Below are 12130 nucleotides of genomic sequence, written 5' to 3' on the forward strand. Positions count from 1 at the left end.
CGGGAACGGGAGGCACAGAACCTCTGACTACCCGCCCAGGGGGGTGCGGCTCCCACTGACCACCCGGGTGAACCACCCGTCTCCCCGGTCCCCGTACGGCCGTCCCGCCGGTCCCCGCACTGCGCACCCGACTCCAGCGGGGTAATTTATCGATATTTATCCCTGTACCTTCCTCTCCGTCCGTGCTGCGGACCGAGGGCGAAGGAGATTCCCCGGCCGGTGGCGCGAAGGGTGGACGATGCCGAAGACGACCGTGCACTCGCGGCGGACCCGGACCACCTCGCGCGGACTGTCCGTGGCCGGCAGGCGGTCGTGGAGTCCCGCGGACACGCGACTGCTCGCGGCCGTGGCGGTCGCGTTCACGCTGCTGCAACTGGTTCTGGTGCGGCCCTGGATGGGTCTCGGCTGGGACGAGACGGTGTACGTCAGCCAGATCGGCGGACAGGCACCGGCGGCGTTCTTCAGCGCCCCCCGCGCGCGAGGTGTCTCGCTGCTGGTCGCTCCGATCGCTTCCTGGTCGTCGTCCACCGCCCTGCTGCGCGTCTTTCTGGCGGTGCTGGCCGGACTGGGGCTGTTCATCGCCCTGCGGTGCTGGCGTGGCCTGTTCCCCGTGCGGGTGCTCGCGTCGGGCGGCGCGCTGTTCGCGACCCTGTGGATCACGATGTTCTACGGCCCGCAGGCGATGCCCAACTTCTGGGTCGCGATCGGCGCGTTGGCGGCGGTGGGCTGCTTCCTGCGGGCCCAGGCCGACCGCGTCGCCCGGGCGCCCCTGTGGGGGGTGGCGGGCAGCGCGGCCCTGATGGCACTGATGCGGCCGACCGACGCGGTCTGGGTGGTGCTGCCCCTGCTCGTGCTCCTCGTGTGCGTACCCGGATGGCGGCACCTGCGCCTGCTGGCCGCCCTGTCGGCGGGGCTGCTGCTCGGGGCCGCGGAGTGGGTCGTCGAGGCGTACGTCAGTTTCGGCGGTCTGCGCACACGGATGGCCGAGGCCTCCCGTGTGCAGGGCGATCTCGGCTGGAACATCGCCGTGGGCGACCAGCTGCGCAGTCTGAGCGGCCGTACGCTGTGCCGGCCGTGCACCAGCTCGATGCCCGACGTGGCGGTGCTCGTCTGGTGGTGCGCCCTTCCCCTGCTCGCCGCCCTCGCGCTGGCCGTCGCGGTCCGGGCCCGGCGCACGGCACGCACGCTGGTACCGCTGGCCTGCGCCTTCAGTGTGGCCGTGCCGTATCTGTTCCTGATCGGCTATGCCGCTCCGCGGTTCCTGCTGCCCGCCTACGCCCTGCTCGCCGTTCCGGTCGCCGACGGACTCCTTCGCCTGGCCGTCACGCCGAGCGGGCGCCGGCGCCCGGTGGCCGTCACCCTGCTGGCGGTCGCGCTGGCCGGGCATCTGGCGGTGCAGTACGCGGTACTCTCACGCGCCGTGGAGCGCACCACGGTCTCCCACGCGGCATGGTCCCGCGTCGTCGGCCAGCTGCACCGGCTCGGTGTGCGACCGCCGTGCCTGCTCTCCGGACACGAGTCCGTTCCGATCGCCTACTACGCCGGATGCGCCTCCGTGCACACCCACGGCAACAACGCCAACACCACCGCCGTGGAGATCGGCCGTGCGGCGCAGAGGATGCCGGTCGCCGTGCTCACCACCCGTACCTCGGGCCCGCCGCCGTACGCCCGTACCTGGCGTGCGTACCGCCTGGAGGACCCGGGCCCGTACCGAGGGCAGTACGTCTACGTCGCCCCCGGGCGCGGCACCGCGCCTTCTGCCGGCCAGGGCGCTACTCGGTGAACGGCAGCCTGTCGTGGCCGAGTTGTGCCACGAGGAGTCGGCCGTCCGCCCGTACGTTGCACTCGCTGACGACCCGTTCGACCTGACAGGCCTCGCCGTCGCGGGGTTCCAGGCGCAGGGTCACGGTCACCTCGCCCAGGCCCTGGCGGGGGCCGTCCTCGGCGGTGAGTTGACGGTAGAGCGTGTTCGGCCAGTGGTCCGGGTCGGTGTCCTGCCACATCGTCAGGCTGGGTTCGCTGAAGCGGCAGGTGTGTCCGCCGTGTGGCTCCTGCAAATACGAATGGCTCAGCGGGAGCGTGCCGAGGAGGGGGGTGAGCCGGGTGCGGAGCTGGTCGTTCTCGATCAGGCGATGGCGCTGCCACGTCCTGCCGCTGGTCACGCTCATCCGCAGCGTGGCCAGGAGATAGGGGTGGCCGTCCGGCGCGGTCACGGGTTCGTCGCCGCGCCACTTGGGCCAGGGGGAGACGGGCACGGGTAACGGACCCCCGTGGTCCGGTTCTTGGCTGTCTTTGCCGGTCAAACGCATCATCCGCCGCCCTCCATCGGCAAATTATGCCCCGCCATCGGCCCCGCGCAGGCACGATCACCCCTCACGGCGTGAATATCCTGCGCGGTGCCGGGAGTTGTCACTTGCTCCCCGGCGGTGAGGCCGCCATGGCGTGGTGCGTTCCGGACTGCGCCTGGGCCGCCCGATAGCGCGAGGGCGGGATCCCGTAGCGGTCGACGAACGCCTGCCGCAGGGTCTCGGCCGTCCCGAAGCCGCAGCGTTTCGCGACGCTCGCCACCGGAAGTCCGGTGGCGGCCAGCAGATGGGCCGCCGCCTCGGTCCGTGCGTGCCGCACGAACCGGCCCGGCGTCCGGCCGAGATGCTCGATGAACAACCGTGTGAGGTGACGTTCGCTCACCCGTACCAGCACGGCCAGCGACTTCGTCGTCAGATCGGCGCCCGGATGGCCGGTGACATGGTCGACGACGCGGCGTACGAGGTCGTGCTCCGGCGGTGCGGCGGCGACGAACATGCTCATCTGTGCCTGGTTGCCCGGCCGTTGCAGATACGTCACCAGTGCCTGGGCCACCCCTCGTGCCAGCTCGGGGCCGTTGTCCTCCGCGACGAACGACAGCGTCAGGTCCAGCGCGCTGGTCACGCCGGCCGAGGTGGACACCTGGCCGTCGCGGATGTAGATCGGGCTCGGGTCCACCGTGACCTTCGGATAGGTCGCGCCGATCTCGTCGGCCCACATCCAGTGGGTCGCGGCGCGTCTGCCGTCGAGGAGGCCCGCGGCCGCCAGGACACCGGCGCCGGTGCACACCGACGCCACGCGCCGGCTCTCGCCCGCGAGGCGGCGCACATGGCCCACGATGCGCGGGTTCGCCGCTGCCGCCTTGAATCCCATGCCACCCGAGACGATCAGCGTGTCCAGGGGGCCCTTGATCCGTTCGAGGGACTCCTGTGCCTGGAGCGTCAGCCCCTGGTCGCAGGTGACCGCCCGGCCGCCGGACGTGGCCAGGCGCACGCGGTACGGAGGCCTGGCGCCTCCCAGATTGGCCGCCTCCAGCGTCGAGGTCACGCAGGCGATGTCCAGCAACTGCGCCTCGTCGTAGGCGACGACGACCACCAACCGCTCGTCCATGGCTCCCATCCTATGTCCGAATGACAGGGATCCCAAGTATTCGGACACCGTCTCCGGCCTTCCTTGCCGCTCCCTCGCAGGAATCCGAGGGTGAGGACATCGGTCCGGTCGTCACAGCAGGGAGGGTTCTCATGAGCAACGTCGCAGCGGAACGCGGACACTGGTCGCGCTTCGCACTGCACTACGCGGAGATGGTCGTCGCGATGTTCGCCGGGATGATGGTCTTCGGCGCGGTCGTGGAGGGCATCGTCGCCGCCGCGGACCTCGGCTACTCGGCAGAGCGGCAACCGGCCCTCGCCTCCGTGGTGATGACCGTCGACATGGCGCTCGGGATGGCGATCTGGATGCGCCTGCGAGGTCACCCGCGGGCGGGCATCGCGGAGATGTCGGGGGTCATGTTCGTCCCCCTGCCCGTCCTCCTCCCGTTGCTGTGGCTGGACGTCATCTCGGACCAGACCCTGATGGTCCTGCTGCATGTGGCGATGTTCCCGCTCATGCTGCTCGTCATGCTCCGCCGCCGCGCCGCCCACGAGGTGCGGTCATGAGCCCGTCCGGCATCGCCGCCCGGCTGCGACCGGTGCTGGTCAGGTACCACTGGCCCAGCTGGGTCGGGGCCGCGACCGTGGCACTGCTCGCCGTCATCGGGGTGCACACGAAGTTCGCGCACGGCATCGTCGTGGCGGCGATCGTCTACTGGGTCTGGGGCGCGTACGCGGGCAGCTGTCGCGGCCCGGCTGGCTGACGCTGGAGACGGCGGGTGTCCTGGCCTTCGGCGCCGTCATGCTGGTGGCCCTGGCTCTCGACGGGGAGCAGGCACGGCTGGTGCTCGCGGCGGGATGGCTGGCCCACGCCGGCTGGGATGTCGCGCACCACCGGGCGGACATGATCGTCCCGCGGTGGTACGCGGAGTTCTGCGGCGTCCTCGACGTCCTGCTGGCGGCTGTGGTGCTGACGCTGCCGACGTCGTAGAGCCCGTCGTTCGGATCCGGCCGGGCTCATCGCTCCGGCCCGACCCGAACGGCGGGCCCGCCCTCGGGCTTACCGTGGGCGGACACGGGTGGCCGGCGTGCGCAGGACCCCCGCCTGCCGAGGAGGAGACCATGACCACGCTCGAGAACCGGCCCAACACCGCACTCCTTGTCGTCGACGTGCAGAACGGCGTCGTCGCGGGGGCGCACCGGCGTGACGCCGCCGTCGGCAACATCGGCAGTCTCGTAGAGAAGGCACGGCGGGAAGGCGTCCCCGTCCTCTGGGTCCAGCAGACCGACGACGAGCTGGCCAAGGGGAGCGAGAAGTGGCAGATCGTTCCCGAACTGGCCCCGGACGACGCCGAACCCCGCATCGCGAAGGGCTACGGCGACTCGTTCGAGGAGACCACCCTGGAGGCGGAGCTGTCGGGACTCGGCGTCGGGCGGCTCTTCGTCGTCGGCGCACAGACCGACGCCTGTATTCGCGCCACGCTCCACGGCGCGTTCGTCAGGGGATACGACACGACCCTCGTCAGTGACGCCCACACGACCGAGGATCTGACGGAGTGGGGCGCGCCGCCGCCCGCCCAGGTCATCGCGCACACGAACCTGTACTGGGCCCACGAGACGGCGCCGGGCCGGACGGCCGGGACGGTGGAGACCGAGGAGGTCGACTTCGGCGGCACGTCCTGACCTGTCCAGCGGAAGCCGGTCGTGATTCCCCGGGCCACATCTACTCGGGCTGCGGCAGCTGGGTCTTCGCGTCGTCGTAGGTGCCCTCGCCGGTCGATTCGGCGCGGGTGTAGACGAGGTTCAGCACCCCCGTCCGGAAGGTCTCGGACGAGATCAGGGTCAGCGGGATCGGGGCCTCGCCCTCGTCGAACAGGCGCATTCCCTTGCGTACGGCGATCGGGTGCACCAGCAGGCGCAGCTCGTCCAGCAGTCCCGCCTCCAGCAGCTGCCGGACGACGGAGACCGAGCCGCTGATCCCGATGGGACCGTCGCCCGCTTCGTTCTTCAGGGCGGTGACCGCCTGGACGAGGTCGCCGCCGAGCAGCTCGGAGTTCCGCCACGTGAAGTCGAGCTGCTGGTTCGAGACGACGATCTTCCGGACGTCTCCGAGGGCCTTGGCGAAGTGGGCGTCCTCGCCGCCGGCCGCTTCCCGCTCCGGCCAGGCTCCGGCAAAGCTGTCGTAGGTCTTACGGCCCAGGAGCAGCGTGTCCGACGGGCTGAGGGCGGCGTCGACGGCCGCACCCATCTCGTCGTTGAAGTAGGGGAAGTGCCACTGGTCGGGCGCCTCCACGACGCCGTCGAGCGAGATGAACAGCTGAGCGATGATCTTCTTCATGGTGGGCTCTTCCCAGAGGTCGTCGGTGATGTCCCGTGTGCTTCGGCAGACGGCGCGAGCGCGCAGAAGTCATCGCTCTGCGTCACCCGAATCCCGCGCCCGCACCGACCACGGGCTCCGCGTCCTCGCCAGGGCCCCGGCGCGACCCCGACCCAGCGTACGAGCCGCACCGGCACGGGGCGCGATGAAGCCTGGCGAGACCCCGGGAACAATCCGGGGACGCCCGCGGTTCTGGACTCCGTGGCTGCGGAGGGGACAGTGTCCCCGGGCCTACCCATAGCCCATGGGGAAGATCGTTCGGCTGAAGCCCCATGGAGCCTTTCGCCGCGAGGCGACCGCCCTCCGCCGGCCACCACGAACGGCCCCGGCAGGCCTCCTCAGTCCTCGGCCGGGGCCTTCTCGTGCGCCGGCAGGCAGGGCGGGGTCAGTAGCCGGCGGGGCGGACCACGCCCGTTTCGTACGCGTGGACCGCCGCCTGCGTACGGTCACGCAGGCCCAGCTTCAGCAGGATCCGGCCGACATGCGTCTTCACGGTCTGTTCCGCCACGACCAGCCGCTCCGCGATCTCCGCGTTGGACAACCCCTGCGCGATCAGCGCCAGGACCTCGGTCTCGCGTTCCGTCAGAGCTCCGACGCGCTCCATGAGCGGGGCGCGGTGGGTGCGGGTCACCCGCGCGAACTCGGCAATCAGCCGCTTCGTGATGTTCGGGGCCAGCAGCGCGTCACCTGCCGCCACCACCCGTACCGCCTGCGCCAGCTCGGCGGCCGACGCGTCCTTCAGCAGAAAGCCGGAGGCCCCGGCGCGCAGCGCCTCGTACACGTACTCGTCGAGGTCGAAGGTGGTGAGGACCAGCACCTTCACGGCCGGGTCCCCGGTGGGTCCGGTGATGCGGCGGGTGGCCTCGATGCCGCCCAGGCCGGGCATACGGATGTCCATCAGGACGACGTCGGGGGTCAGTTCGGCCACCTTGGCGATCGCGTCGAGGCCGTCCACCGCCTGGCCGACGACCTCGATGCCCGGCTCGGCGTTCAGCAACACGGTGAAGCCCTGGCGCACCATCATCTGGTCGTCCGCGATCAGCACGCGGATGGTCATGATCCGTCCTCCAGGGGAAGCGTGGCCAGCACCTCGTAACCGCCGTCGGGCAGCGGTCCGTTCACCAGGTCGCCGCCCAGCATGTCAGCCCGCTCCCGCATCCCGAGCAGGCCGTGCCCGCCGTCCCGTGCGGACGGGGCCGGACCGGAGGCGGCGGTGTTCGTGACACGGACGGCGAGCACGGCCGCGTGATAGCCGACCTGCACCCGCACGCGGGCCCCGGGCGCGTGCCGCATCGCATTGCTCAGGGCTTCCTGCACGATGCGGAACGCCGACAGTTCGACGCCCGGAGCCAGCGGACGTCGCTCTCCGTTGATCTGCGTGACGACGCTGACACCGGCGCCGCGCACCGTGCCGATCAGTTCGTCCAGCCGGTCCAGGGTGGGCTGCGGGGCATGGCGCACCCCGTCCGCGACGGCGTCCTCGGAACGCAGGACGCCGAGGACCCGGCGCAGTTCGGCCAGCGCCTCGACGGCACTGTCCCGGATGCCCGCGAGGTTCTCCCTGAGTTCGTCGGACGGCGCTTCGACGAGGTGGGGCGCCACCTGTGCCTGGATGGAGATCACCGACATGTGGTGGGCGACCACGTCGTGCAGCTCGCGCGCGATGCGGTTGCGCTCCTCCAGCAGCGCGCGGCGGGCCCGCTCGCCGGCCGTGAGCTCCTCCTGCACGGTCAATTCGCTCCGGGCGACCTGCCGGCCGCGCAGCGCGGCACCCAGGACCGCGGCCGTGGCAAGGATCGCGACGGCCTGGCCGAAGCCGGCGGGGTGGGCCCCCGACGGCAGCGGAGCGCACAGCAGCGCCACGACGACGCCGACGGCCAGCGCCCCGGCGGTCGCCCGGGGGCGCAGACGAAGTGCCAGCAGGAACAGCACTCCCGCCTGCACGGTGAGCGCGGTCCCGGTCCACGGGGTCAGGCCGCCGGCCGCGGAGGCGTCCCCCGCGAGCGTCGGAAGGGCAGCCGTGACCGCCATGACGGCCGTCGCCACCCACCAGGCCACCACCGGACGGAAGGCCGCCGCGACCAGAGCCACCGCCTGCACCCCGCCGAGCAGCAGGGCCGTGCTCGTGCCGATGCCGTACCGCGGGGAGAAGGCCAGGGTGTTGACGGTGAAGGCGGCGATCCCGGCGGCGATCAGCACCAGCAGCACGACGACGGCCGGCTGCCACATCTGCCGGCCCGGTGTCGCGATCGGCGGCAGCGGGCGCGCCGCCGTACTCCACAAGTCCTCGCGCAGCGCCCGCAGGACCGCGCGCGCCGCCGTGGGCACGCGTCGTCCGGCTCCCGCCCTGCGCGCCGCGTCGCCCCCGTGTCCCACCCCGCCGTTCCCCACACGATCGACCCTAGACATCGCGCGCCGCCTCCCTCCGGGCGGGCCTGCCCGTGCGCACCACCGTGGTGCGCCCCCGCCTCTGTTGTTCGTGGGCCCGATCCTGCTCGTAGGTTCTGAAGGCCGCCCAGCACACCAGCAGCGCCGCCGCGAACACCGGCAGCCAGAGCACTCTGGCCTGCACCCAGCCCTGTCCGTCGGGAACCGTGTGCAGGCCGGGCACCGCCCTCCCCGTGAGCAGGGCGGTCGCGGTGACCGCCATCATCGCCGTCTGATGCCAGAGGAAGACGGTCATCGCCGACAGGTTGACCAGCGCCACCGCGGCCCAGGCCACGGGCCCGGCACACAGCCGTCGCAACGGGTCGAGCAGCAGCAGTGCCGCCCCGCACTGGGCGAGCCCGAAGGTGACGGCCGCGAGCGTGGGCGGGCCGAGATTGGAGATCCCGGCGCCCGGCACCCCGACCATGGCCGCCGGATAGCCGGCGAACAGCACCAGCAGGGTGGTGGCGGCCGCACCGCCCACCAGCAGGGCCCACGCCGTCGCGCGGCTGTTCAGACTGCCCCGCGCCCAGGCGGCGCCCAGGCAGTACGGGACCAGCCAGCCCGCCATCACATTGAGTTCGCCGATCCGGTCCGGTCCGGACAACCCGAAGCGGAACAGGTCGACATGCAGGACGACAGCGAGCGGCCACAGCGGATGCAGTCGCGCCGCGACGGGAGTCGCGGCCGTCAAGACGGCGAAGATCAGCAGGAACCAGAGCGGCGAGAGCACCAGCTTCCCCAGAGCGTGCACCGTCGCCCACCCCGTGCCGCACGCCAGCATCGTCCCGGCGGCCAGGGACCACACCACCAGCACGGCGCACACCGGCCCGAACAGCCTCCCCAGCCGTGTGCGCAACCACTGCCGGTAGCTCACGCCGCGTTCGCGTGCCGACAGGTAACTCCTCGCCCCCACCCGCCCACCGACCAGGAAGAACACCGCCAGCGTCTGCAACACCCAGGAGACCGGGGCCAGGTGGGGCAGATGCTGGAGCGGGCTCGCGACCCGCACCGTGCCGCTGTCGGCGACCAGCGCGGTCACCAGCCAGTGCCCCAGCACCACTCCGAGGACGGCCAGGGCCCGCAGGGCATCGACGGCGCGATCGCGGCCCGGCGGGGTGGCGGCGTCGATACGGCGGACGACGTCACGCATGGCGTGCTCCCGTCCCTCGATACGGCGGACGACGTCATGCATGGCGTTCTCCCGTCCGCGCGGTCGCCGTGACGATGCCGGCGATGTTCCGCAGGGACACCGACCCCGCCCGCAGATAGCCGCTGTGTCCGCACGCGCCCGCGTCGAAGCGACGCGCGCCGAACCCGTCCGACACCGGGTCCGTGCCGAAGCCGATGGTGGTGAAGTGCAGGCCCAGCCGTACGTGGGGCACATCCGCTATCCAGTCGCCGCTGCCCCGGCCCGCCCAGACGGTTGCCCGGGTGCGCAGGTCCCGGACGTTGTCGAAGCCGGCGCCGGGGCTGCCGTAGAGCACGATGTCCGATGCCCGCAGACCCGAGGCGGCACGGGCGCACACGACGGATCCGTAGGAATGGCAGAGCACCGCGATGCGGGTGGCGGGGGCCGCCGCGGCCAACTCGGCGACGAAGGACCGCAGGGCGGGTGCCGCTTTTGAGGCCGACCCGGGCGTGAGAGCCGCCGCACTGAAGGTGGCCGGGGTCCGGTAGCCGAGCCAGGCCACGACGGCACCACGGTTACCGAGCTGCCGCCCCAGCTCCTGGGCGCCCGCTCGGAAACGCTCGTATCGGTCGAGGCCGGTGTCGGAGCCCGGGACCAGCACGGCGATCCGGTCGGCGTGCGACAGGTCGCCGAACACCTCGGCGGCGCGGCCGCCGTCGCGGCCGTCGAAGGCGAGGAACCGGCGGTCGGCCCCGGCCATGGCGGACAGCGCGGCCGCGCGCCGGTGATCGCCGTGTCCGGCGGCTGCGCGTTCGGCCGCCCGGATGCCCTCCCGCTGAGCCGCGTAGCGCGCGGCCAGGGCACCGGGGGCGACGTTCACCGGACCGAGGGCGACCGGGGCGGGTGCCGGAACGGCCGAGGGCCGTGCGGCGCCCGACACCGGCACGGCGACGGACGCGGTGACCAGTGCGGCGAGAAGGCTGCGGCACAGACGGCGGCGGGGGCGGGACGCCATGAGAAGTGCTCCTTCCGTGGTGCAGCAACACGTGGCTGCAGTACGGAAGTTAGGGACAGCACCCCCTGGCCGGCGTCCCGCTGCGGAGGGGACCCGCGCGAGTAGCTCTCAGGTACGACGGGTAGGGGGGACGCACCCCGCCGGACCGCGCACCAGCCGCCGCCCTGCGATGCCGGGCGGAAGGCGTCAGCGTCGTGCGCGGCTGTCCGGCGGCAGGACCCGCTCGATCGCCCGCACCATCGCGGTCGGCCGCGCCGGATGCCACACCGCGCGGTCGGCGAACGGCCAGGCGTACGTCGGGCTGCCGTCCCGGATGCAGTCGAGGAGCCGCGGCTCGTCGAGCTCCTCGGCCGACCAGGCGTAGAGCTGCTGCAACCGCGGCCCGATCAGGCCGTAGTCCAGCATCCGGCCGAGGTTGTGCTCGACGGCGAGGTAATCGGCCACCGCGTCGTCGAGGGGGTACCGGTCGGGAAGGACTCGCGAGAGGGACAGGAAGATCCCGGCCATTCCGAGCCGGGGATCGCCGAGCCGTGGACCGAGCGCGGCGAGACGGCCGAGCGCCAGACGCGGGGCCGAGACCAGGGCGTGGGTGTAGAGGACGCGCAGCAGCACGACGTTCATGAAAAAGCGTTCGGGCCGGCTCTCCTCGCCGGCCAGGTCGCGGTGGTCCAGGTAGGCGGAGGCGATGCTCGCGTTGTGGGCCCGGTACCACGTACGCGCTGTCGGCTCGGAGATGAAGGACATCCACAGTCCGACCGTGGGCGACGATGCCGTGCCGCCGAGTCCGCCGCTGCGGGCGACGGCCTCGCAGCCGTCGCGCAGGAGCCGCTCGTTGACCGCACGCCACCACGGGCTCCCGGGAAGCGCCCCCTGTATCGGTGCCAGCACACCGCGGCGGATCTGCCAGCGCATGAACGACAGCGCCGCCCGCCGGAAGGGCAGATGCTGCGGGGCCCTGCCGACCGGGCCGTGATACGTGCGGGTGACCAGGTCGAGGCGGGCCGCCGGATCGTCCCGCACGGCCTCGACCTGACTCAGTGCCCACGCTGCGGCGGAATTCCCCGAACCCACGGGCCCATCGTGGGACACGGCCGTTCCCCGTGTCCACCGCGAGCGGCGCCTGCGGGGGCCGAACGGGTTCCAGCCCGTAAGCTCGCCGGATGGCGAAGTACTTCGACGTGCACCCCGAGAACCCTCAGCGGCGCACCATCAGCAGTGTGGCGGACAGCATCCGGTCGGGTGCGCTCGTCGCGTATCCCACGGATTCCTGTTACGCCCTGGGATGTCAGCTGGGCAGCCGTGACGGCATCAGCCGGATCCGGACCATCAGGAACCTCGACGACCGTCACCACTTCACGCTGGTGTGCCAGAACTTTGCGCAGCTCGGGCAGTTCGTGCACATCGACAACGACGTGTTCCGCGCGATCAAGGCGGCGACGCCCGGTAGTTACACCTTCATCCTCCCCGCGACGAAGGAGGTGCCCCGCCAGCTGCTGCACCCCAAGAAGAAGACGGTCGGCGTCAGGATTCCCGACCACGCCGTGGCCCAGGCGCTGCTCGCCGAACTGGGCGAGCCGCTGCTCTCCAGCACCCTGCTCCTGCCCGACGAGGACGAACCGATGACCCAGGGCTGGGAGATCAAGGAACGGCTCGACCATGTGGTGGACGCGGTGATCGACTCGGGCGACTGCGGCACGGAGCCGACCACGGTCATCGACTTCTCCGGCGGCGGAATCGAGATCGTGCGCCGGGGGGCGGGCGACCCCGAGCGCTTCGAGTAGCCGAGC

The 12130-nt window shown here is 71.9% G+C and carries 14 protein-coding genes; 6 read left to right on the forward strand and 8 right to left on the reverse strand.

The features are described 5' to 3' along the window. Positions 1–238 precede the first annotated feature (238 nt). Positions 239–1783 (forward strand): hypothetical protein, encoded by a 1545-nt coding sequence (locus tag ACQPWZ_RS30130; RefSeq protein ID WP_433572899.1) that lies wholly within the window; start codon positions 239–241, stop codon positions 1781–1783. On the opposite strand, the gene ACQPWZ_RS30135 is transcribed toward ACQPWZ_RS30130, so the two are convergent. Then, positions 1773–2255 carry a hypothetical protein gene (locus ACQPWZ_RS30135; protein ID WP_433572900.1) on the reverse strand — a complete coding sequence of 161 codons (483 nt, stop codon included), beginning with the start codon at positions 2253–2255 and terminating at the stop codon, positions 1773–1775. The two genes, ACQPWZ_RS30130 and ACQPWZ_RS30135, sit on opposite strands and share 11 nt — an antisense overlap. A gap of 154 nt (positions 2256–2409) precedes the next feature. After that, positions 2410–3414 (reverse strand): GlxA family transcriptional regulator, encoded by a 1005-nt coding sequence (locus tag ACQPWZ_RS30140; protein ID WP_433572901.1) that lies wholly within the window; start codon positions 3412–3414, stop codon positions 2410–2412. 131 nt (positions 3415–3545) lie between these two features. Here ACQPWZ_RS30140 and ACQPWZ_RS30145 point away from each other — a divergent pair, with 131 nt between their 5' ends. The 4 genes from ACQPWZ_RS30145 to ACQPWZ_RS30160 all read left to right on the forward strand — a co-directional run bounded on the left by ACQPWZ_RS30145 (position 3546) and on the right by ACQPWZ_RS30160 (position 5075). Next, positions 3546–3959 (forward strand): hypothetical protein, encoded by a 414-nt coding sequence (locus ACQPWZ_RS30145; RefSeq protein WP_433572902.1) that lies wholly within the window; start codon positions 3546–3548, stop codon positions 3957–3959. Further along, positions 3956–4156, forward strand: coding sequence for a hypothetical protein (locus ACQPWZ_RS30150; protein ID WP_433572903.1), 201 nt, complete (start codon positions 3956–3958; stop codon positions 4154–4156). Before ACQPWZ_RS30145 ends, ACQPWZ_RS30150 begins: the two co-directional genes overlap by 4 nt. Positions 4157–4194: 38 nt before the next feature. After that, positions 4195–4383: a hypothetical protein gene (locus ACQPWZ_RS30155; protein ID WP_433572904.1), complete on the forward strand. Its 189-nt coding sequence runs from the start codon at positions 4195–4197 to the stop codon at positions 4381–4383. 131 nt (positions 4384–4514) lie between these two features. Next, positions 4515–5075, forward strand: a complete 561-nt coding sequence (locus tag ACQPWZ_RS30160) for an isochorismatase family protein (RefSeq protein ID WP_433572905.1) — start codon at positions 4515–4517, stop codon at positions 5073–5075. 40 nt (positions 5076–5115) lie between these two features. Here ACQPWZ_RS30160 and ACQPWZ_RS30165 read toward each other — a convergent pair whose 3' ends face one another. From ACQPWZ_RS30165 to ACQPWZ_RS30190, 6 genes are all read right to left on the reverse strand, one after another. After that, the gene (locus ACQPWZ_RS30165) at positions 5116–5730 is read right to left on the reverse strand and encodes a dihydrofolate reductase family protein (RefSeq protein WP_433572906.1); all 615 of its coding nucleotides are present in this window, start codon (positions 5728–5730) and stop codon (positions 5116–5118) included. Between the two features lie 424 nt (positions 5731–6154). Next, positions 6155–6826 (reverse strand): response regulator transcription factor, encoded by a 672-nt coding sequence (locus ACQPWZ_RS30170; protein ID WP_340476418.1) that lies wholly within the window; start codon positions 6824–6826, stop codon positions 6155–6157. Next, positions 6823–8178 (reverse strand): histidine kinase, encoded by a 1356-nt coding sequence (locus ACQPWZ_RS30175; protein ID WP_433572907.1) that lies wholly within the window; start codon positions 8176–8178, stop codon positions 6823–6825. The genes ACQPWZ_RS30170 and ACQPWZ_RS30175 overlap by 4 nt, the downstream gene beginning before the upstream one ends. Further along, a complete protein-coding gene (locus ACQPWZ_RS30180; RefSeq protein ID WP_433572908.1) occupies positions 8171–9391 on the reverse strand; it encodes an acyltransferase family protein in 1221 nt (406 codons plus the stop codon). The genes ACQPWZ_RS30175 and ACQPWZ_RS30180 overlap by 8 nt, the downstream gene beginning before the upstream one ends. Then, entirely contained in the window at positions 9384–10343 is a 960-nt protein-coding gene (locus tag ACQPWZ_RS30185) for an alpha/beta hydrolase (protein WP_433572909.1), read from the reverse strand. The genes ACQPWZ_RS30180 and ACQPWZ_RS30185 overlap by 8 nt, the downstream gene beginning before the upstream one ends. Before the next feature lie 186 nt (positions 10344–10529). Further along, on the reverse strand, positions 10530–11414 hold the full coding sequence (locus tag ACQPWZ_RS30190) for a hypothetical protein (RefSeq protein WP_340476422.1): 885 nt from the start codon (positions 11412–11414) through the stop codon (positions 10530–10532). An 89-nt stretch (positions 11415–11503) separates the two neighbouring features. On the opposite strand from ACQPWZ_RS30190, the gene ACQPWZ_RS30195 reads away from it, so the two are divergent. Continuing rightward, the gene (locus ACQPWZ_RS30195) at positions 11504–12124 is read left to right on the forward strand and encodes an L-threonylcarbamoyladenylate synthase (protein ID WP_327678501.1); all 621 of its coding nucleotides are present in this window, start codon (positions 11504–11506) and stop codon (positions 12122–12124) included. Positions 12125–12130: the final 6 nt, after the last annotated feature.

The sequence above is a fragment of the Streptomyces sp. CA-251247 genome (assembly GCF_050952975.1).
GTDB classification, from domain to species: Bacteria; Actinomycetota; Actinomycetes; order Streptomycetales; family Streptomycetaceae; genus Streptomyces; species Streptomyces achmelvichensis.

Bases quoted from the DNA above. Each gene is read 5' to 3' on its own strand.
- ACQPWZ_RS30175 (WP_433572907.1), bottom strand. From the start codon at position 8,178: ATGTCTAGGGTCGATCGTGTGGGGAACGGCGGGGTGGGACACGGGGGC.
- ACQPWZ_RS30185 (WP_433572909.1), bottom strand. From the start codon at position 10,343: ATGGCGTCCCGCCCCCGCCGCCGTCTGTGCCGCAGCCTTCTCGCCGCA.
- ACQPWZ_RS30155 (WP_433572904.1), top strand. From the start codon at position 4,195: ATGCTGGTGGCCCTGGCTCTCGACGGGGAGCAGGCACGGCTGGTGCTC.
- ACQPWZ_RS30150 (WP_433572903.1), top strand. From the start codon at position 3,956: ATGAGCCCGTCCGGCATCGCCGCCCGGCTGCGACCGGTGCTGGTCAGG.
- ACQPWZ_RS30160 (WP_433572905.1), top strand. From the start codon at position 4,515: ATGACCACGCTCGAGAACCGGCCCAACACCGCACTCCTTGTCGTCGAC.
- ACQPWZ_RS30195 (WP_327678501.1), top strand. From the start codon at position 11,504: ATGGCGAAGTACTTCGACGTGCACCCCGAGAACCCTCAGCGGCGCACC.
- ACQPWZ_RS30140 (WP_433572901.1), bottom strand. From the start codon at position 3,414: ATGGACGAGCGGTTGGTGGTCGTCGTCGCCTACGACGAGGCGCAGTTG.
- ACQPWZ_RS30145 (WP_433572902.1), top strand. From the start codon at position 3,546: ATGAGCAACGTCGCAGCGGAACGCGGACACTGGTCGCGCTTCGCACTG.
- ACQPWZ_RS30130 (WP_433572899.1), top strand. From the start codon at position 239: ATGCCGAAGACGACCGTGCACTCGCGGCGGACCCGGACCACCTCGCGC.
- ACQPWZ_RS30165 (WP_433572906.1), bottom strand. From the start codon at position 5,730: ATGAAGAAGATCATCGCTCAGCTGTTCATCTCGCTCGACGGCGTCGTG.
- ACQPWZ_RS30170 (WP_340476418.1), bottom strand. From the start codon at position 6,826: ATGACCATCCGCGTGCTGATCGCGGACGACCAGATGATGGTGCGCCAG.
- ACQPWZ_RS30180 (WP_433572908.1), bottom strand. From the start codon at position 9,391: ATGCATGACGTCGTCCGCCGTATCGAGGGACGGGAGCACGCCATGCGT.